The organism is Streptomyces sp. NPDC047108 (assembly GCF_040643575.1).
GTDB lineage: Bacteria > Actinomycetota > Actinomycetes > Streptomycetales > Streptomycetaceae > Streptomyces.
The window spans coordinates 198,621-217,629 of record NZ_JBEYUP010000003.1; the positions used below are offsets into that span (position 1 = coordinate 198,621).

14 protein-coding genes and 1 tRNA gene are annotated in these 19,009 nt (G+C 73.2%); 5 read left to right on the forward strand and 10 right to left on the reverse strand.

Annotation, left to right across the window (positions count from 1 at the left end; all coding sequences use genetic code 11):
- Window positions 1-58 precede the first annotated feature (58 nt).
- Window positions 59-562 carry a DUF3830 family protein gene (locus ABZ822_RS09205; RefSeq protein ID WP_360849346.1) on the forward strand — a complete coding sequence of 168 codons (504 nt, stop codon included), beginning with the start codon at window positions 59-61 and terminating at the stop codon, window positions 560-562.
- Here ABZ822_RS09205 and ABZ822_RS09210 read toward each other — a convergent pair.
- Together ABZ822_RS09210 and ABZ822_RS09215 are read right to left on the reverse strand one after the other, a co-directional pair.
- Complete coding sequence (locus ABZ822_RS09210; RefSeq protein WP_360849349.1) at window positions 540-1,946, reverse strand: amidase; 1,407 nt, start codon at window positions 1,944-1,946, stop codon at window positions 540-542. The two genes, ABZ822_RS09205 and ABZ822_RS09210, sit on opposite strands and share 23 nt — an antisense overlap.
- Window positions 1,947-2,175: 229 nt before the next feature.
- Window positions 2,176-3,141 carry a D-2-hydroxyacid dehydrogenase gene (locus ABZ822_RS09215; RefSeq protein ID WP_360849352.1) on the reverse strand — a complete coding sequence of 322 codons (966 nt, stop codon included), beginning with the start codon at window positions 3,139-3,141 and terminating at the stop codon, window positions 2,176-2,178.
- A 224-nt stretch (window positions 3,142-3,365) separates the two neighbouring features.
- On the opposite strand from ABZ822_RS09215, the gene ABZ822_RS09220 reads away from it, so the two are divergent.
- The 3 genes from ABZ822_RS09220 (at window position 3,366) to ABZ822_RS09230 (ending at window position 7,647) form a co-directional block, all read left to right on the forward strand.
- The gene (locus ABZ822_RS09220) at window positions 3,366-4,310 is read left to right on the forward strand and encodes a decarboxylase (protein ID WP_360849355.1); all 945 of its coding nucleotides are present in this window, start codon (window positions 3,366-3,368) and stop codon (window positions 4,308-4,310) included.
- Window positions 4,311-4,809: 499 nt separating this feature from the next.
- Window positions 4,810-5,544, forward strand: a complete 735-nt coding sequence (locus ABZ822_RS09225) for a decarboxylase (RefSeq protein ID WP_360849358.1) — start codon at window positions 4,810-4,812, stop codon at window positions 5,542-5,544.
- A gap of 975 nt (window positions 5,545-6,519) precedes the next feature.
- A complete protein-coding gene (locus ABZ822_RS09230) occupies window positions 6,520-7,647 on the forward strand; it encodes an LLM class flavin-dependent oxidoreductase (RefSeq protein WP_360849361.1) in 1,128 nt (375 codons plus the stop codon).
- A gap of 24 nt (window positions 7,648-7,671) precedes the next feature.
- Here ABZ822_RS09230 and ABZ822_RS09235 read toward each other — a convergent pair whose 3' ends face one another.
- Window positions 7,672-9,681 carry an EAL domain-containing protein gene (locus ABZ822_RS09235; RefSeq protein WP_360849364.1) on the reverse strand — a complete coding sequence of 670 codons (2,010 nt, stop codon included), beginning with the start codon at window positions 9,679-9,681 and terminating at the stop codon, window positions 7,672-7,674.
- Between the two features lie 673 nt (window positions 9,682-10,354).
- Here ABZ822_RS09235 and ABZ822_RS09240 point away from each other — a divergent pair.
- Window positions 10,355-11,572, forward strand: a complete 1,218-nt coding sequence (locus ABZ822_RS09240; RefSeq protein ID WP_360849367.1) for a M6 family metalloprotease domain-containing protein — start codon at window positions 10,355-10,357, stop codon at window positions 11,570-11,572.
- Between the two features lie 102 nt (window positions 11,573-11,674).
- Here ABZ822_RS09240 and ABZ822_RS09245 read toward each other — a convergent pair.
- From ABZ822_RS09245 to ABZ822_RS09275, 7 genes are all read right to left on the reverse strand, one after another.
- A tRNA-Lys gene (locus ABZ822_RS09245) sits at window positions 11,675-11,748 on the reverse strand.
- Between the two features lie 172 nt (window positions 11,749-11,920).
- Window positions 11,921-12,616 carry a bifunctional DNA primase/polymerase gene (locus ABZ822_RS09250; RefSeq protein WP_360850439.1) on the reverse strand — a complete coding sequence of 232 codons (696 nt, stop codon included), beginning with the start codon at window positions 12,614-12,616 and terminating at the stop codon, window positions 11,921-11,923.
- A 262-nt stretch (window positions 12,617-12,878) separates the two neighbouring features.
- Window positions 12,879-13,247, reverse strand: coding sequence for a hypothetical protein (locus tag ABZ822_RS09255; RefSeq protein ID WP_360849370.1), 369 nt, complete (start codon window positions 13,245-13,247; stop codon window positions 12,879-12,881).
- A gap of 319 nt (window positions 13,248-13,566) precedes the next feature.
- Window positions 13,567-14,937: an AAA domain-containing protein gene (locus ABZ822_RS09260; RefSeq protein WP_360849373.1), complete on the reverse strand. Its 1,371-nt coding sequence runs from the start codon at window positions 14,935-14,937 to the stop codon at window positions 13,567-13,569.
- A 157-nt stretch (window positions 14,938-15,094) separates the two neighbouring features.
- On the reverse strand, window positions 15,095-16,654 hold the full coding sequence (locus ABZ822_RS09265) for a hypothetical protein (protein ID WP_360849376.1): 1,560 nt from the start codon (window positions 16,652-16,654) through the stop codon (window positions 15,095-15,097).
- Window positions 16,645-17,841: a hypothetical protein gene (locus ABZ822_RS09270; RefSeq protein WP_360850443.1), complete on the reverse strand. Its 1,197-nt coding sequence runs from the start codon at window positions 17,839-17,841 to the stop codon at window positions 16,645-16,647. Before ABZ822_RS09270 ends, ABZ822_RS09265 begins: the two co-directional genes overlap by 10 nt.
- Window positions 17,786-18,868, reverse strand: a complete 1,083-nt coding sequence (locus ABZ822_RS09275) for a phosphatase PAP2 family protein (RefSeq protein WP_360849379.1) — start codon at window positions 18,866-18,868, stop codon at window positions 17,786-17,788. The genes ABZ822_RS09270 and ABZ822_RS09275 overlap by 56 nt, the downstream gene beginning before the upstream one ends.
- Between the last annotated feature and the right edge of the window lie 141 nt (window positions 18,869-19,009).

Below are 19,009 nucleotides of genomic sequence, written 5' to 3' on the forward strand. Positions count from 1 at the left end.
GCAGCTCTATTGACCGTTGGGCCACAATTGATCCCGTATCCGACCGAGAGGACCCACGATGGCCGACCGCTTCATCGAAGTCTCGCTCGACAAGCGCGGTGTCACCTGTATGGCAAAGCTCCTCGACGACCGCGCGCCGATCACGTGTGAGGCGGTGTGGAACGCGCTGCCGCTGGGCGGCGACGTCTACCACGCGAAGTACGCGCGGAACGAGATCTATGCCCTCCTGCCCCCCTTTGCACCGGAGGAGCCGCCCCTGGAGAACCCCACCATCACTCCGATTCCGGGCGACCTGTGCTATTTCACGTTCACGGACACGCAGTTGGGGACGAAGTCGTACGGGTACGAGTCCGAGGCCAAGCATCAGGGCCGCACCACGGTCGTCGACCTCGCGCTCTTCTACGAGCGGAACAACCTGCTGATCAACGGAGACGCGGGCTGGGTCCCGGGCATCGTCTGGGGCACGATCGTCGAGGGCCTCGACCGGATGGCCGACGCCTGTCAGGACCTGTGGCGCGCGGGAGCGCTGGGGGAGACCCTCAACTTCCGCCGGGCGGGCTGATCTCGGCCGCACCGCTCGTGTAGAGGGCGTGCGCCGCGCGCAGGACCAGCGCGTCCGAGTGGCGTGCGCCCACCAGCTGCACACCGATCGGCAGCCCGTCGCGATCCGTCCCGCACGGCACGCTCGCGGCGGGCTGCTGGGTCAGGTTGAACGGGTAGGTGAACGGCGTCCAGCCCGTCCACCGGTGGTGCCCTGACCCCTTGGGGACCTCCGCGCCCGCCTCGAACGCGGTGATCGGCAGCGTCGGGGTCACCAGCAGGTCGTAGCCGGTGTGGAAGCGGCCCATCCGCTGGCCCAGCGCCATCCGGACGTCCACCGCTGCCAGGTAGTCCAGCGCGCTGTACCGGCCGCCCTGGGCGACGACCTCCTGGAGCCCGGGGTCGAGCAGCTCCAGCAGGTCCGGCGTCAGGTGCTGCACCACCCGCGCCACACCGCTGAACCACAGGGTGTGGAAAGCCTCCACGGGATCCTCGAAGCCGGGGTCGGCCTCCTCCACGTGCGCCCCCAGCTCCTCCAGACGCTCCACCGCGCCCCGTACGGATTCGGCCACCTGGGGGTCGACCGTCACGCGGCCGCCGAAGGTCGGCGAGTACGCGATGCGCAGGCCCTCGACGCCGCCGTCGATGCCGTCCCGGAAGCTCGCCGCCACCGTGTCGAGCTGCGACCAGTCCCGGACGTCCGGCCTCGTGATCACATCCATCAGCAGCGCCGCGTCGAGCGCGTCGCGGGTCATCGGGCCGACGTGCGCCAGCGTGCCGAAGGGGCTCGCCGGGTAGAGCGGCACCCGGCCGTAGGTGGGCTTGAGCGCGAAGATCCCGGAGAAGGACGCCGGGATGCGGACCGAACCACCGCCGTCCGTGCCCAGGCTCAGCGGTCCCTCGCCCAGCGCGACGGCCGCGGCGCTCCCGCCGCTGGAGCCGCCCGCGGTGCGCTGCGGGTCGTACGGGTTCCCGGTCACCCCGTCCCGCGGGCTGTCGGTGACGCCCTTCCACCCGAACTCGGGCGTCGTCGTCTTCCCCAGGAAGACCGCGCCGTGCTCGCGCAGCCGGGCCACCGAGGGCGCGTCCTCGTCCCACGCCTGGCCCTCCGCGCGGACCGTGCGGGAGCCGCGGCAGGTCGGCCCGCCGCGCTGCAGCAGGATGTCCTTCACCGACACCGGTACGCCGTCGAGCAGTCCGTCCGGCTCGCCGCGCCGCCACCGCTCCTGGGACGCGGCGGCCTGGGCGAGCGCCTCCTGGGCGTCGACCCGTACGAAGGCGTTGACGGCCGGTTCCGTCCGCTCGATCCGCGCGAGGGCGGCGCGGGTCGCCTCCACCGGTGAGAAGGCTCCGGAGGCGTACCCGGCCAGCAGCTCGGTTGCGGTGAGATCGGCGAGATCGGTCATCGACCCTCCATGGGTGGTACCGGCGGGGCCGGTGGGCGGGCGGTGCGGCCGGAGCCGCGCGGGGTGCGGCGGGGAGTGGACCCGAGCGGAGCCGGATCGGGAGAGGTCCGGAACGAGCCGGGTCCGGACCCGGCTCGTACGGTTCGGCCGCGGGTGGAGCGCCGGGTCGGGGCCCGGCGCCCGTGGCGTGCGGCGGCCCGGGGGCCGCGCCGCTGCAGGCCGGGCCGGGTCAGGTCACCGGGACGTAACCCAGTTTCTTGTCCACGACGTTGAGCAGCGGCTCCCCCGCCACCCAGCGATCGAAGTTGTCCAGGAACTGCTCGGACAGGGCGTCCCGCCAGCCGATCGTGTCCCCGCTCATGTGCGGCGAGATGAACAGCCCCGGTACGTCCCAGATCCGGTCGTCCGCGGCCAGCGGCTCGCTCTCGAAGACGTCGAGCGCCGCGCCCCCGATCGTCCGCTTCAGAACCGCGTCGACGAGATCCTTCTCCACCACGAGCGGACCGCGGCCCACATTGATGAACCGGGCCGACGGGTTCATCCGGGCGAAGGCGGAGGCGTCGAACATGCCCCGGTTGTCCTCCGTGAGGGGCGCCGCGCAGACCACCCAGTCGGCCGACGGCAGCAACCCGTACAGCGCAGCGCCGCCGTGCACCGTTCCGAACTCGGGATCACCGCTCCGCTCCGTACGGCCGACGAGCTCGGCCTCGACGCCCAGCGCCGCGAGGGTCCTGGCGATGGCCCGCCCGATGGGGCCCGAGCCGACGACCACGGCTTTCGAGCCGGCCAGCCGCATGGTCTCGCGGTGCTTCCAGCGCCGCTGCCGCTGCAATTCCCAAGTGCCGCTGAAATCTTTGGCCATAGCGATCACGAGACCGGCCACGTATTCGGCGATGGGCTGCTCGAAAACGCCCCGGGCATTGGTGAGCACCGCCGACGAGGAGATCATCTCGGGACTGAGGAGCCGGTCGACCCCGGCGCTCGCCGTATGGACCCAGCGCGGGCGTGGGCCCTCGCCCGGCCACGCATTGCGCACGGCGTCGGAGGTGAAGTCCCACACGAGCAGTGCGTCGGCGGTCGGCAGCAGGTCGTGGAGACTCTGCTCATCAGCGAAAACGACGCGGGCGCGGCCGGCGATCCGGTCCAGCTTGGGCGTCGGGTCGGTGCCGAAAACGAGAAGAACCTGTTCGGACATGGGCAGGACACCGTTTCGAAACGTAGATCGGATTCTCTCTTCGGAAGAGAGAGCGGTGAACGGCGTGGGATGCGAGGATTGACCACGCTAGGGAGCGGAAACTACCTTCGTCAACACGGGCTTCCGTCCCACATCCCTGTCCCGACGTCCCGGCGTGCACCGGCTCTCTTGATCTGCCGTTCTCTGCGGCCATCGGCCCAGCCTCCGTCGTATTGGGGCTTGAAATGGACGTCTCCTTTCTGGGCGGCCCACACCCGCAACGTGGTGTGGGCGTCGTCGCACCGTTCGACTTCGCGCTCGACCGTGAACTGTGGCGCTGGGTTCCGGACGACGTGTCGCTCCACCTGACCCGAACCCCTTTTGTGCCGGTCGAGGTCAGCCTCGACCTCGCCCGGCTCGTCAGTGAGCACGAGACTCTGCGGGAGGCCGTGCGGGCCCTCGGCGCGGTCGCGCCCGAGGTCGTCGCGTACGCCTGCACATCGGGCAGCTTCGTCGCCGGTGTGGCCGGCGAGCGGGGCATGTGCGCCGCGATGGAACAGGCCGGGGAGATGCCGGCGCTGACCACCTCCGGCGCGCTGCTCGACGCCCTGCACGAGATCGGCGCACGGCGCATCGCGCTGGTCACGCCGTACACGAGATCGGTCACGACCTCGCTCGAGGACTACCTCGCCGAGGGCGGTGTCACGGTCACCGGCCGCGCCTACCTCGGTCTGACCCGGCACATCTGGAAGGTGCCGTACCGGGACGTGGTCGACATGGCGCGGCAGGCGGTGGTCGGCGCGGCCGACGCGCTGTTCATCAGCTGCACCAACCTGCCGACCTACGACGTGATCCCGCAGCTCGAGGCGGAGCTGCGCATGCCGGTGCTCTCCGCCAACCAGGTGACGATATGGGCCGCGCTGCAGCGGATCGGCGTGCAGGCGGTCGGGCCGTACCAGGCGCTGCTGGACCCGGTGGCCAGACGCGGGCCCGCGGCGATGTCCTCGTCGCCGCCACCGCCCGTGGACCTGGCTCCCGAGCCGCAGGCTCCGCCCGCGCAGCCGTCGCACCCCGAGCCCGAGGCGGCCTTCGCGGGATCGCCGGGGATGCCGGAGTCGGAGACCGCGGACGGCATCGATCCACCGCCGTACCCGTTCCCGGACGAGCCGGGCGGGATCCCGCCGACCTGACGGGTCGGCAGGGTCGGCCGGCCCGGCCGCTCGGCCTGCCACGGTCGCTTGCCCGCCCGGTCGCTCGGCCGGCCCGGTCGCCGGGCTCGCGCGCCGACGAGCCGACGGCCGGGCTGCTCGCGGAGGCGCTTCGGCGCTCGGGAGCGGCCCGGCACGGTGCTGTCTTGAGCGCGCTTGAAGCAGGTCGCTGAGCGCGCGGGCCCGGGAGGTGTACGGACGTCGGGCTGACGGCGAGGCGGTGGATCCGGGCGGCGCGGGCCGAGCCGGGGCGCGGCTGGAGCCGGGCTGTGTGGCCGGGGCCGGCTGGACACGATGCCAGGGGCCGGCTGGACACGATGCGGTTCACTCGTACAGGGGAGGCCGCACGGTGGAACCTCGTGGCCTCGGCCGGTGTATTGAAAGCAGTTGGGTGGCGCGACGCGGCGGGCGCCGAGACGGACCCGGGCATGCATCGCAGAGCCGGACATGAATTGCAGAGACACATGACGCGGAGGTGGAGATGACGCAGGCGACGACAGGACCCGCGGTGGGCTTCCTGTACCCCGGATATTCGGCAGAGGACGACTATCCGCGCATCGAAGAGATGCTGGCCGCGGATGTCCGGCTGCCTCTCGTCCACACCGACATCGGCGAGGACGCCCACCGGGTGGACGCGCTGCTCGAGATGGGCTCGGCGTCCCGGCTCGCGGCGGGGGTCGAGGAGCTGAAGTCGCGCGGGGCGCAGGCCGTGGTCTGGGCGTGCACCAGCGCGAGCTTCGTCTTCGGCTGGGAGGGCGCGCGGGAGCAGGTGCGGGAGCTCTCAGAGACAGCCGCTCTTCCCGCCTCCAGCACGTCCTTCGCCTTCGCCCACGCCATCCAGGCGCTGGGAGCGGAACGGGTCGCGATCGCCGCGACCTACCCGGAGGACGTTGCCGAGCACTTCATGGCCTTCCTCAAGGCGGCCGGTGCGGAGGTCGTCGCGATCCGCGGCAGCGGGATCATCACCGCGGCCGAGGTCGGCACCTGGGGACGGGACGAGGTGCTGGAGCTGGCCCGCGCGGGTGACCACCCGGACGCCCAGGTCGTCCTCCTGCCGGACACCGCCCTGCACACGGCTGCCTATCTGGTCGACCTCGAGGCAGAGCTCTGCAAGCCGGTGCTGACCGCCAACCAGGTCACGACCTGGGAGGGACTCCGCCTCCTGAACCGCACGGTCTCCCGTCCCGACCTCGGCACGCTCTACACCAAGGGCTGATCGTCAGGACCGCCCCTGCCGGGTCGGACGCGACCGCTGGATAGGGCCGGCGCGACGGCGACGGAACGGCCGGGGTCGAGGAACGTCGCGGGGCGGGCCGCGCCGGGCTGGCACCGGACTGGGCGTGGCGTTGCCGGGCAGTGTGGGGCAGTGGCGGGCGTGCGGCCGCGCGCCGGGCTGCTGCCTCGGCGGTGCCACCATGCCGAGCAGGATCGGCGGGGCCCAGCCGTGGCGAACGCGAAGGTCAAGGCTCTGGCCGGAACGACCGGAACGACCGGAACGCGGCGAGGTGCCCGTCGCGTGCGGGCTCGACCACGCCGGAGTTGTCCCGCGCACCACCCGTCGGCGGGCAGGCGAGCCGGTCGCGCCGGGTCGGTCTCTCGCGCCGGAGGAGCGAGCTCGACGGTGGTCATGCTCTGACGGACCCGGACCCGGACCCGGACCCGGACCCGGACCCGGACCCGGACCCGGACCCGGACCCGGACCCGGACCCGGACCCGGACCCGGACCCGGACCCGGACCGTGGCGGAGATAGGGGAGCGCCGGGCCCGGAGCCGGGGGTCGACCCCGGACCGGGCTGGACCTGGACCCGGACCGGGATCGGCACCGGCCGCGCCCGGGCCCGAAGCCCAGCCGGAGCCTGAGCCGGGCCGAGCCCGGCCTCGGTGGACCAGGGACGGGGGCGGACTCGACCCGGGGCGGACCTCTGGCCGGTGTTGGCGGAGGCGGCGGAGCGGAAGGCGGCCGGAGCCGGCCTCGGCGAAGCAGGGGGGGCGCAGGCCGTCGACGCGTTGGGGTCGCCGGGGCGAACGCTGACTGAGACGCACCCGGTGCCGGCGGAGAACGCGGTGCGGACAGATGGAGGAGCCGCAAAGCGACCGGCGCGGCCGATAGGACACGATTCTCGGGAATGAACCGGAGTCGCTCTCCGGTTGTCGTTGAGTGCAAGCAGACCGACCAGAGAGGGCGGGCCGCATGGCCACACCGCACGAAACGATCCGAGGCACGGCACCCGGAGCCGCTCCGGTTCCGCTGTCCGTACTCGACCTCGCCACCGTCGGCACGGGTCTGACCGCGACCGACGCCCTGCGGACCAGTGTCGAGCTGGCCCGGACCGCGGAGCGGTTCGGCTTCCACCGTTTCTGGGTCGCCGAGCACCACTCCATGCCCGGTGTCGCGAGCTCGTCCCCGGCCGTGATCCTGGCCCACCTCGCCGCCCACACCGAGCGCATCCGTCTCGGCTCCGGCGGAGTCATGCTGCCCAACCACGCTCCGCTGGTGATCGCCGAGCAGTTCGGGACGCTCGAAGCCATGGCACCCGGCCGGATCGACCTCGGCCTGGGCCGGGCCCCCGGCACGGACGGGGCCACGGCGGCGGCGCTGCGCCGTGCCGACCGGCGCGGTGCGAAGGCCGGAGAGGCGTGGGGCGAGGAAGCCGATGAGTTCCCGCAGCAGCTCGCCGAGTTGATCCGGTTCTTGGACGACGACTTCCCGGACGGCCACCCGTACCGCCGGATCCACGCTGTGCCGGGCCCTGTTCAGGCGACGGCTCCCGGCGGCGTGCAGTCGCCCGCGCGGCCGCCGGTGTGGCTGCTGGGGTCGAGCGGCTTCAGCGCACAGCTCGCCGGAACGCTCGGTCTTCCCTTCGCCTTCGCCCACCACTTCTCCGCGGCCAACACGCTCCCGGCCCTCGACCTCTACCGCGAGGCGTTCCGGCCCTCGGAGGTGCTGAGCGAGCCGTACGCGCTCATCGGTGTCTCGGCTCTCGCGGCGGAGGACGAGAAGGAGGCGCGACGTCAGTCGCTGACGGGCGCGCTGTCGATGGTGCGGCTGCGGACCGGGCGGCCGGGGCTGATCCCCTCGCCGGAGGAGGCCGAGACCTATGAATGGAGCCCGCTGGAGCGGGAGTTCGCCGACAGCTGGCTGGCGAACGTCGTCCATGGCACGGCGGAGGAGGTGCGCGACGGCCTGGACGCGCTGGCCAAGCGCACCGGCGCCGACGAACTCATGATCACCACGAACGCTCACACCCCGGCCGCGCGTCTCCGCTCGTACGAGCTGATAGCCGGGGCCTACGGGTTGACGGACTCGGCCGCGGGCTGACGTTCCGGTGGCGCTCGTCCGGTCTCATGTCCCGCCGAGCAGCGTCGGGATGTGGTCCGGCGGCACCGGCCGGGAGTAGAACCAGCCCTGGCCGGTGTCGCAGCCGATCCGCCGTAGACGCTCGGCCTGGTCGGCGCTCTCCACGCACTCCGCGATGACGGTCAGACCGAGCCGGTGCGCGAGATGCACCATCGCTTCGACGATCGTCTCGTCCGCCGGGTTGGGGTGTTCCTCGTCCTGGAAGCCGCGGACGAACGAGCCGTCGAGTTTCAGGACGGACACCGGAAGCCGGCTGAGGTAGGCGAGGTTGGAGTAGCCGGTCCCGAAGTCGTCGATGGCGATCGAGACGCCCATCTCGCTGAGCGCCTGCAGGGCTTGCAGCGGACGTCCCGCGGAGCCCATCACCGCCGACTCGGTCAGTTCGAGCTGGAGCAGCTCGGGCGGCAGCCCCGTCTCCTCCAGGATCCTGGCGACGTCCGCGACGAGGTCGGAGTCCCACACCTGCCGTACGGCCACGTTGACGCTGACGAAGACCGGCGGTGCCTCCGGGTGCTCGACCTGCCAGCGCCGCGCCTGACGGCAGGCGGTCTCCAGCACCCAGCGGCCGAGTTCGACGATCGAGCCGTCCTCCTCCGCCAGTCCGATGAACCGATTCGGCGCCAGCATGCCGAACTGCGGATGCCGCCACCGTACGAGCGCTTCGACGCCCCGCACGGCACCGTCGCCGAGCCCGACGAGCGGCTGGTACTCGAGTGTGAACTCCCCGCGCTCCACGGCCGGCCGCAGCATGCTGGACAGGGCCTGGCGGGTGATCATGTGGGCGTTGCGCTCGGGGTCGAAGAGCGTCCAGCGGGCCTTCCCGTCGGACTTCGCCCAGTACAGCGTGGTGTCCGCGGCCTGCATCAGTGCGGTCGCGCTCGTCCCGGCGACGACCCGTTCCACCACGCCGATGCTGGCCGAGAGCGAGAGCCGCTGTCCGGCCAGGTCGAACGGCTGCTGCAGCGCCGCCAGGACGGAGCCGGCGAGGGCCGACACCTGTTCCGTGCCGGTGGAGTCCTCGACGAGGATCGCGAACTCGTCGCCGCCGAGCCGGGCCACCAGGTGGCCGCCGCGCCTGCCGTAACCGGCCTGGTCCGCGCAGTGCACGAGCCGTTGCGCCACGGCCCGCAGCAGCTCGTCGCCGACGCGGTGTCCCAGGGTGTCGTTGATCGCCTTGAAGCCGTCGAGGTCGAGATAGCAGAGCCCGATCCGGCCGGTCCCGCCGCGCGCGTACGCGTCGGGGCCCAGGGCCGCCGCCAGCCGCTCGAAGAAGAGGGCCCGGTTGGGCAGCCGGGTCACCGGGTCGTGCATCTGCAAATGGCGCAGCCTGGCCTGGAGATCGCGCCGGTCGGTGATGTCGGCCACCGACAGCAGGGCGTTGCCGCGGTCGGGCAGCGAGCTGAGCGTGACCTCGGTCCACAGGGACTGGCCGTCCGGTCCCTTGAGAGGCCGGGTGCAGCGCAGCGGTTCGCCGCCACCGCGCAGGACTTCGCCGTACGCGGCCCAGAGGCGGGCGTCGTGGCCGAGGTCGACCAGATCCGCGGCGGCCTCGTCGGCGAGACGGGCGGGGTCGGTGCCGAGCAGGGTGCCGAGCGCGCGGTTCGCGGTGATCACCCGGCCGTCGCGGCCGACGACGGCCATGGCGATGCGGGCGGCGTTGAAGGCCGCCTGGACGTCCTGGACCCGGGGGTCACGTGAACCGGGTCCGTGGATCGCGCCGCCGCGGCGGGCCCCGACCGTCCCCGTCCCCACGACCGCGCCTCTTCCGGGGTTGGCCGCGGCGCCGGCCATCGTCCCCGTGCCGTAGCTCCGGGCGATGCCGCTCCCGTGGGCGAATCCGGCATCGGCGCCAGGGGGAACGCCGGGCGCGGCGCCGGTCCCGATGCCCGTCCCATGGGGGAGCCCGGCGAGGAATCCGGCCACGGTTCCCGTCGTACGGGAGGTGCCGGCGGTGCCTGCCGCTCCGCCGCCGGTCCCCTGGGCGATGCCCGTCATGAAGCCTGCCCCGACGCCGGTGGCTCCGGCGGCCCTCGCCGCCGCGGAAGCGGCCCCCGGAACGATCCCCGGCCCGGTACCTGGACCGGTCCCTGGCCCACCTCCGGGCGCGATCCCGGCACCGGGCGCGATCCCCGGTCCGGTGTCGGGACCGATCGCCGATCCCGCCCCGGGAGCGGCTCCGCTTCCGGTCACCGTGGAGACCGGCCCGGCCGGCCGCCGCCGTCTCCGGCTACGGTCGGTGACCATCGGCGGGATGGGGCGGGGCAAGGGGCCCGGCCCGTCGGGGGATTCGCTCACCGCTCGCTCCCGCAGTGCACTCGTCACGTACAGATTCGTAGAGGTGGACCGGCCGTTGGCGAACGGCCGCCCATGGAGGAATCCGCGCTGGAAATGTGCCGATCATAGAGGTTCGCGCAACGGCCGTTCCAGTAACGGGACCGCGAGCCCGTACGCCGGTGACGACGGGACGATCGTTTCTGCACGCCTTCTGAGCGGCTCTGCCCCCCCTCGGACAGGCGATGACTTTCTGTTATGTATGAACATGCTCGCGCGGCTCACTCGACCAGGCCAGCGGAACAGGGCACCGGTGGACAAACCACCGCAAGGTGGATGAGGTGTCCCGTTTCCGTTCCGGGAGGTCGACGTGCCGCGTCCGCAGACACCCGGGCGAGTGGACCGGGCGCGATTGCGCAGCCTCACCGCCGCACTCACCTCCCTCACCGCGATCATCGCCACGTCCCTCGTCGCGGGACCGGCCTCCGCCGTCAGTCCCGCCGGACCCTGCGCCCTGGAGCGCACCGACGACCACCACTCCGAGGGCAACGACACCTGGAACGCCGCCTACCCGCGCCCGGTGCGGAGTCTCGACGCCGTCATGGTCTTCCTGTCCTTCCCGGACTCCGAGCCCCAGGTCGGTACCGGTGAACTGGCCGCCGACTACTTCCCCGACACCTCCCGCTTCTTCGAGCGCGCCTCCTACGGCCGGTTCCGGCTGCAGGCGGACCCGATGCGCTCCTGGGTGCGAATGCCGCAGTCGTCGAGCTCGTACGGGATAAAGCGGGACTGGGATCCGGCCCGGCGCTCCGCCTATCTGCGCGACGCCGTCGCCGCCGCCGATCCCCATGTGGACTTCAGCCGCTACGACGTGGTCTACCTCGTCGCGGACCCTGACGCGCCCGGTGTGGACTCCGACGCCACCAAGGTCGTCAACTTCGACAAGCCGCTACGGGCCGACGGCAGCGACGTGCGGCGGGTCGTCACCGTCTTCGAGGAGCACCCGCCGGACCGGAACGTCCTCGCCCATGAGACCGGGCACGTCTTCGACCTGCCCGACCTCTATCACCGGCCCAAGGACGGCAAGAGCGACTGGGACACCTACGTCGGCGACTGGGATCTCATGGGCAGCCAGTTCGGACTCGCGCCCGAGCCCTTCGGCTGGCACAAGTGGAAGCTGGGCTGGCTGAGCCGGGACCAGATCGGCTGCGTCGATCACGGTGGTACGCAGGTGCACAGCCTCGAGCCGCTCGCCGCCCCGTCGGCCCGGGCAGCGGCCGGCGGCGGCAAGCGCATGCTGGTGATCCGTACGGGCATCTCGACCGCGATCGCGTTGGAGGCCCGGCAGGCGCACGGCAACGACAGTGAGACCTGCACCGAGGGCGTGCTCGTCTACCGGGTGCGGAGCTCCATCGCCTCCGGCGGCGGACCGGTCGAGATCATCGACGGGCATCCGGGCTCCTCGGCCTGCCCGGCCGCCTCCGTCTATCCGCCGCTGGCCGATGCGCCCCTGAACGAGGGGGAGCGGCTGACCGACAGCGCCAGCGGGGTCGCGGTGGAGGTGCTGGGTACCGACGAGTCCGGCCGCTGGACGGTGCGGATCACCCCGCCGTGAGGCTCCGGAAAGGCGGCGGAACGCCTGCGGAGCGCCGGAAAAATGACGAAGGGCTCTCTCGCGGAGGAGAAAGCCCAGGTCAACGGTCACGAACCGTACGTGTGCGCCGCCAGGGACTCGAACCCCGGACCCGCTGATTAAGAGTCAGCTGCTCTAACCAACTGAGCTAGCGGCGCCCGACGGGGAAGACATTAGCATCCGGATCCTGCGGAACGAAAATCGATACTTTACGGGGTCCGACGTGGGCACGAGCCGGTCCCGCCCGCCCCGTTCCGGGCGGCCTCGGGGCCCGGTTCCGGGTGACTCCGAGCCCCGTTCCGAGCACGACCGACTCCGGTCTCCAAGGCCTCAGCCCGGCACCAGGACGCTGCTGCGCCCCGCCTGGACGCACGCCCAGAGCAGGACCTCGGTGCCCGGCAGCCACGGGTGCCGGACGTCCGGCGCGACCAGCCAGCGTGAGCTGTCCGTCTCGGCGGAGGAGGGCGGGTTCAGCGGCGGCACGGTCACCGCGTCACCGGTCCCGTGGCACAGGAGTGGCGGCACCGCCTCTCCCCACTCGCCCCCCGACTTCGTCGGCGGATCGCCGACCCAGCCGAGCAGGGCGGGGAGCCGGTGCGCGGTGCCCGGGGCGGCGAACATCAGCATCCGGCCGCGATGCGCCGCCACCGGCCCCGAGCCAGGGCCGTCGGCCCACAGGCGGCTCAGCATGCGGCGCCCGAAGACCGCTGGGACGTTGATCACGTCGAAGACGGAGCCGCAGGGCAGCACCACGGGGGCGGTGGGCCGGGCGGACCAGAGGGCGAGCGTGCTGCGGGGGTACGAACTCGCCGAAGCGAGCCACTCGGCGCCGGCGGCCGTGACCCGGGCCGCCGTACGGTCCGGCTCGGCCCCGGGCCCGGCGGTCCTGCCGCACGCGCCGTGGGCCTCGTCGGCCCCGCGACCCCAGCCCCCGCCGTGGGTTCCGTCCCCGCCGCGCCCGCCGCGCCCGCCGCGCCCGCCGCGCCCGCCGCATCCCTCGCTCCCGCCGCGGACCGCGGCGAAGATGTCGAGACGGTGGTGGCTGTCGAGGTTCTGGAGGTCCCGCTGCCCATCGCTCATGGCATATACACCTACGCGGGAGCCGTGCCCCGTATCCGGATTTACCGGAAAACCGGACGCAACAGGCCGGGGTGGCGTACTGTGCCCAGCCTCACCGGGGGCGGGCACACCGGGCCGGACGTACATATGTGGTTCCGCGTACGGCCCCGGCGCACCAGGCGGGCCGTGGACCCACGGCCCGTAGGCGATACGGGGGAGTGCCGCCGCGCTATTCGGCGGCGGGGTCGCCGCCCTTCAGCATCTCGCGGCCGAACTCGATCATTCTGCGGGCGTAGTCCTCGCTCCAGTCCGCGCGCTCGGCGATCGTGGCGGGCGAGATCCGGTCGAACCGCTTGGGGTCGGCGAGCTGGGCCGCCGCGATGGCCTGGAACTCCGTCGCGCGGTCCGCGGCCTCCTGGAACGCCACCGCCAGCTCCGTGGCCCTGGCCAGCAGCTCCCCTGGATCCTCCATCGACTCCAGGTCGAAGAAGTGCTCCTCGTCCTCCTGGGCCTCCGGGGGTTCGAAGATCAGCGCCGCAGGCCGCAGCCGTCGCTGCGGGTCGTCCGCCTGATCATGAGCCGGCCGCGGCTCCGCCATGGACCTACCTCCGACGTTCTCCGACGCCCGCCCGGCCTGGCCGGACGCCGATCGCTCCGTTCGCTGCCACGCTGTGCTCCGACCGGGCCCTCTGGGGGCCCGGGTCCGCCTTCATTGTCCCGCGCTTGGCAAGTACCCATCGGAATGAGGGCGTCCGGTCGGGTGCCGCCACCCGCCACCGGCACCGGGACCTGTGGGGATCGACCCCGGCGCCGGCCACGATCCGACTCGGTGCCGACCTGGATCCCGCCCCGGCCCAAACCCGCGTGCGCGAGGCCCCGGATCACCCCCGTCCCGTCGCGAGCACCCCCTTCCCGCCTCACCCTTGCCCCGGTCCCCGCCATCGCACGCGGTGCTCGGCGAGATGTGAGAGCACCGCGTGGTTCGCCTCCCAGCCGTCCGGGAACTTCACCGTCACCCCGAGCTGCACGGGCTCCGTCGACGGATGCTCGTCCAGCAGGTCGCCCACCCCCTCCCTGCACACCACGATGCAGGCGTGCCGGTGGCGCGAGGCCAGGACGCACAGACGCCCCGTCTCCAGATGGAAGGCCGTGGCGTCCGGCCGCCCCGAGAGCGGATGCAGCACGACCGTCACGTCGAACTCCCGCCCCTGGAGCCGGTTCGCCGTGTCCACGGCGACGCCCGCGACTCCCAGCTCCGCGAGTGCGGCCCGTACGGCCGCCGCTTGGTCGCGATGCGCGGTGCCGACCGCGATCCGGTCGGCGGTCAGCGGTACGGGATCCGGGCCGCGTTCGCTCACGGCCGCGCCGCCGCGATCCAGCAGCCGCCGCACTACCGTGGCCACCGCCCGTACCGCCTCGGGGTCCGTGCGCGGGGTGCGCCGGGCGGGCAGTTCCAGCAGGCCCCAGCCGGACTCGGCCGCCTCGTCCAGGACACGGTCCACGGCCGAGCCGTCCGGCGCGGCCCCGAACGACAGCCGCCGGTCGCCATGGCCGGTGCCGCTGCGGAACGGCGTGTACGGGTAGAACGCGTCCGAGACCAGCGGCGCGGCGGAGGCGGGCAGCCGCCAGGAGACCGGCAGGCGGTGCTGCGGCAGTTCCGGGTTGTGGGCGAGCAGGGTGCTCACGGCGCTGGCCGACGGGTCGTACGACAGCCCGGCCCACTGCTCGGCGCCCACCACGCTGAACGGGTCGAGCTGACCCGGGTCGCCCACGAACAGGGCCCGGTCGAAGAGGCTCGCCACGGCGAGCAACGCGTCCGACCGCATCTGGTACGCCTCGTCGACGATCGCGTGCGGCCAGGGCTCGACACCTTTGGTGTGCGCCCACTTGGCCGCGGTGGAGATGACGACGTCCAGCCCCGACAGCTCCGCCGCCTTCGAGGACGTGACGACCGAGGGGTGCTGGTCGAGCACCGGGTCGTACGGGTGCGGTTCGCTGCTGTGCAGCCGCCCCACCGGGAGGTCCGGGTCGGCTGTCGCCAGCCGGTCGGCCAGATCGTCCACCTGGGCGTTCGTCTGCGCGACGATCATCAACGGGCGCCCTGCGGCGGCCAGTTCACGCGCCGCCCGCACCACGAGTGTCGACTTTCCCGCACCGGGCGGCGAGTCGACGACCACGCCGCGGTCCTTGCCGTGCAGCGTGTCGTGGAGGATCTCGCCCGTGGCGCGCGCCGCGGCGGCGCCCGGGTCGAACGGAGCGGACCCGCGGTCCCCGGGGTCGCCGGTCACGGCCACACCTCCCCGAGCCCGAGACCGAAACCGGGACCGAAACCGGGACCGAGCCCGCGCCCGAAACCGGGACCGAGCCCGAAACCGGTAGAGCGGGCAGGAGCGGGGGCGTGGGCGCGCGCCGGTGCGGTCCGCACCGGCACGGGCGGCGTGCTCGTCACAGGTAGTCCTCCGAGGTGACGGGGTCCGGGCTGTCGGCCGTCGCGGACCCGGGCGGGCCGCCGTGCGTCCAGGGTGTCCGCTCCGGATCGGGCAACTCGGGGCCGCCGCGCGGCGCGTGCTCGAACACTGTCCAGCACACCTGGTCCCCGGCCTCCGGGACCGAACCCGGCTCCGGGACCTTGCCACGCCCCATCCCGCCCGTCAGGCGCACCACAAGCCCGCCGTCCGGCTCGTACCCCACGAACTCCGCCGTCTGGGTCCTTCCGTCCGCCAGTGCGCGGTGGACCTTCACCGACTCGGCCAGATGCGGCCGGTCGCCGGTGCGGATCGTGACGAGCGGGCGCGGCCGGGGCACCTTCGTCTCGCTGTACGCCATCACCACGTCGGTCACCTCGCCCGCGAACGCCTCGCCCGCCATCCGCCGCCCCGCCATCACCAGCGGGTCGTCCAGCGCCTCCTGGGCGTCGACCAGCGCCTGCGCCGTCTCGCGCGCCGCCAGCTTCTGCGCGGCCGTGACGGCGTCGTCCCGCTTCGGCTGCGGCGGTTCACCGGCCCGTACGCGGTCGCGGTGGCCCGTGTAGGACCAGCGGTCCCGCTTCCAGCGGTCGGCGACACGGGTGCCCTCGGGGAGCGCCCGCAGCAGGTCGACGCCGCGCCACAGGGCGTCCCACGTGGGCCGCAGTTGGGAGAGCAGCAGCTCGCCGATCTCCTCCTCGGCGCGGACGACCGCCTTCGGCGCGTCCGAGGCGCGCGCCGCGTCGTAGCGGGCGGTCGCCGGGGCGAGCCGGGTGTTGTCGAAGACGGGGTCGGTGGCCGGTCCCGCGGGCGGGCACCGCAACAGCCCGTCGGGGCCGCGCTCCAGCTCCGCGCGCAGCGCCGCCTCCGCGCCCGACTCGCCCTCCTCCGGGGCGATCCAGGCCAGGAGCGCGCCCAGGTGCTGGTCCTCCAGATCGCTCTGCCCGGTCGCCCAGTGGCGGGACAGCACGCCGGTCATCGACAGCAGCAGCGAGGATCCGGGGACGCGGGACCGCTCGCCGTAGTGCGTCAGCCAGCGGCCGAGCAGCGGTACGCGCGGGGGCGCCGGGTACGGGGTGTCCGGGTCCTGCTCGACGGTGCGGCGGAACCGCATCGACCGGCCCAGCAGCCGTACGAACTCCAGGCCCGCGGCGCTGGGGACCAGGATCTGCGGCGCGTCCGTGCACAACTCGACCTCGACCGGCACCCTTTTGCCCGTCTCGGGGTCGGTCTCCTTCCGCTCCTCGGCCTCGACGCCGTCCGCGTACGACTCCAGGTACGGCAGGACGGCGTCCGCCAGATCCGAGAGGAACGCGAACCGCAGGTCGCGGTCGCGCGGCTGCGCCACGGTGAGCAGGCGCGGAGCGTCGCGCCCGGTGCCGACCAGGGCGCCCAGGGGTGCGCCCGCCTCGCCCGCGGTGGTCAGGGGGACGAACACCAGCGGCCGTTCCGAGAGATGACGGTGCCGCACGGTCGTCTTGGGGCGGGCGCGACCGTCCCGCACGGCCTCCAGCCGGGCGAGCGTCGTGATCAGCGACATGCGGACAGCGCCTCCGTCCGCAGGGCCGCGGCGCGGCGGAGGGCCGCGACCGCGGGGTCGTCCGGGTCGTGGCCGCCGGACTCCCCGCAGTCGTCGCCCTCTTCGCCGAAGGCCGCCGCGAGAACCGCCTCCACGGTGGTCAGACCGCCGAGTTCGCCGCGCGCCGACCGGCCCACCGCCTCCACGGCGCCGGCCTGCCGCGCCCGGGCGCGGCAGTGGAACGCCAGCTCACAGGCGGCCAGGCAGTCCGGCGCGTACGTCGCGCCGACCGCCTCCACCGCCGCGGTCAGCTCCTCGCGCGGCCGTGTCGGCGTCTTTGCGTCGTCCGCGAGACGGAGATCGAAGGTGGTGCCGTCGGGAAGCGCGGCGGCGATCTCCTCGATCCGGGTGAGCCGCTCCAACTGCCGCCGGGTGACGGCCCGTTGCTTGCGGACGTCCACCGGCTCGGCCGTCGGCAGGTTGGAGAAGTCCTTGGGGCAGACGAGCAGGGCGGTGTGCCGGACGGGACCTGCGCCGTCCGCCCCGCGTCCCGTCAGCCCGAGCTCCGATGCCAGGTCCTCCAGCGCCAGGACGTAGACGGCGGCCTGCCGTGCGGCGGCGCCCACCTTGGCGGCGTCGGCCGAACCGTCCACCACGGGGAACGACTTGACCTCGACCACGGTCCACGTGCCGTCCGGGTGCACGGCGACCGCGTCCGGCTCCAGATACGCGGGCGAGCCCGCCACGTCGAGCGCCACCATCGGATGGAACAGCAGCGACCAGCTTCCCGCCGCGGTCGCCTCCTCCAGCGCCAGGCGCGTACGGGCCGTCCTGCCCTCGGGGCCCGCGGCCGACAGGTCGGGTACGGACACCTCGCGGGGTGCTTCCTGTCCGGCACCGAGGCCGGCGCAGAGCAGGCGCATCAACTCGGCGCCGTCGTCGGCCTGGACCCGCGCCTCGAACGCGTTGCCCCGGACGAAGGCGAACTGGGACTGGCCGAACTGCGCGGGTGCGCCGAGCGCGTGGGCGAGCGCCGCCTTGTCCACCCCGGCGCCGTCGAGCAGTGCTCTGCGGCGGCAGCCGGGGTTGGCGGCGAGCGCCGCGAGGGCACGGGCGTCCAGCGGGTGCGGCGGCGCGGTCGGTCCGCGCAGCTCAGCGAGCCGCTGCCGGAGTGCCGTCGTCGGCGGGGGCGGTGCCTGCCGCGGCAGCGCCGACGGCGGAGGCGGTGTCCTGGGGGCGGCCGCCGCGCCTTTGCTGTCGAGGGATCCGTTCACCCGCCGAAGTCTCGCATCCGTCACCGACAACGGTGGCGGTTGCCCCCTCGGAGGCCGGTGCGGTGGCCGTTCCGGGGGCGGCTCCGGCGGCCGTTCCTGCGGTCGTGGTGTGGTGCACGGCGGCGGGGGTGCGGGAGGAGCCGGTGGAGTCGACAGGGAGGGAGGGGGCGCTCCCGCGGATCAGGAGACGGAGCCGGGCCGCCCACCGCATCAGGGGCCGCGCCAGCAGGAATCCGATCCCCATGACCGCCGCGCCGGCGACGGCGTCGAGGAAGTAGTGGTTCGCCGTGCCCATCACCACGATGGTGGTGAGCAGCGGATAGGCGATACCGGCCGCCCTGGCGAGCGGGGTCCGCCCGTGGCGCCAGAGCATCACCCCGCACCACAGGGCCCACCCCACATGGAGGCTCGGCATCGCCGCGTACTGGTTGGTGAGCCCGCCGAGCCCGCGCGGCGCGCTCGCCTCGCCGCCCCACCAGCCGTACGAGCTGTACTGCGCCATGGTGTCCACGAAGCCGTGCCCCTCGGCCAGGAGCCGGGGCGGGCACGTCGGGAGCAGGGTGAAGCCGATCAGGCCGATGAGGGTCGAGGCCATCAGCCAGGTGCGGGCTATTCGGTAGTGCGCGGCGCGGCGCTTCCAGAGCCAGACGAGGATCGCCGGGGTGACGAGGTAGTGGAGCGAGGCATACGCGAAGTCGGCGGGCACGCCGAGGGACGCGTAGTCCGTGAAGAGACGGTTCAGCGGATGCTCGGCATTGAGGTAAAGCGCCTTCTCGATGCGGAGGATGGCCAGTCCGTGGTCGACGGCGAGCCCGGTGTCGCCCCGGGCCAGAAGCCGGCCCGCCGAGTACGCGGCGTACACCACGGCGATCAGCGACAGCTCGGCCCACCAGCGGGGAAGCGGGCCGCGTGATCCTCCGGTGCGGTGCGCGGGCACGGGTGCGGGCGCGGTACGGGGCATCCGGACGCTCTCCAAATGTTCAGGCGCCGAACAGGCGCGCGGTCAACCGTACGGTGTAAGCCGGATCCGGTACACACCGCCCTGGCGACGCCGTAGCACCACGTTCGCCTGCCGTTGGCCCCCGCCTTGCCGGTGTGCGAG

Coding starts and splice junctions, on each gene's coding strand:
- ABZ822_RS09205 (WP_360849346.1), top strand. CDS start 59: ATGGCCGACCGCTTCATCGAAGTCTCGCTCGACAAGCGCGGTGTCACC.
- ABZ822_RS09210 (WP_360849349.1), bottom strand. CDS start 1,946: ATGACCGATCTCGCCGATCTCACCGCAACCGAGCTGCTGGCCGGGTAC.
- ABZ822_RS09215 (WP_360849352.1), bottom strand. CDS start 3,141: ATGTCCGAACAGGTTCTTCTCGTTTTCGGCACCGACCCGACGCCCAAG.
- ABZ822_RS09220 (WP_360849355.1), top strand. CDS start 3,366: ATGGACGTCTCCTTTCTGGGCGGCCCACACCCGCAACGTGGTGTGGGC.
- ABZ822_RS09225 (WP_360849358.1), top strand. CDS start 4,810: ATGACGCAGGCGACGACAGGACCCGCGGTGGGCTTCCTGTACCCCGGA.
- ABZ822_RS09230 (WP_360849361.1), top strand. CDS start 6,520: ATGGCCACACCGCACGAAACGATCCGAGGCACGGCACCCGGAGCCGCT.
- ABZ822_RS09235 (WP_360849364.1), bottom strand. CDS start 9,681: ATGACGGGCATCGCCCAGGGGACCGGCGGCGGAGCGGCAGGCACCGCC.
- ABZ822_RS09255 (WP_360849370.1), bottom strand. CDS start 13,247: ATGGCGGAGCCGCGGCCGGCTCATGATCAGGCGGACGACCCGCAGCGA.
- ABZ822_RS09265 (WP_360849376.1), bottom strand. CDS start 16,654: ATGTCGCTGATCACGACGCTCGCCCGGCTGGAGGCCGTGCGGGACGGT.
- ABZ822_RS09275 (WP_360849379.1), bottom strand. CDS start 18,868: ATGCCCCGTACCGCGCCCGCACCCGTGCCCGCGCACCGCACCGGAGGA.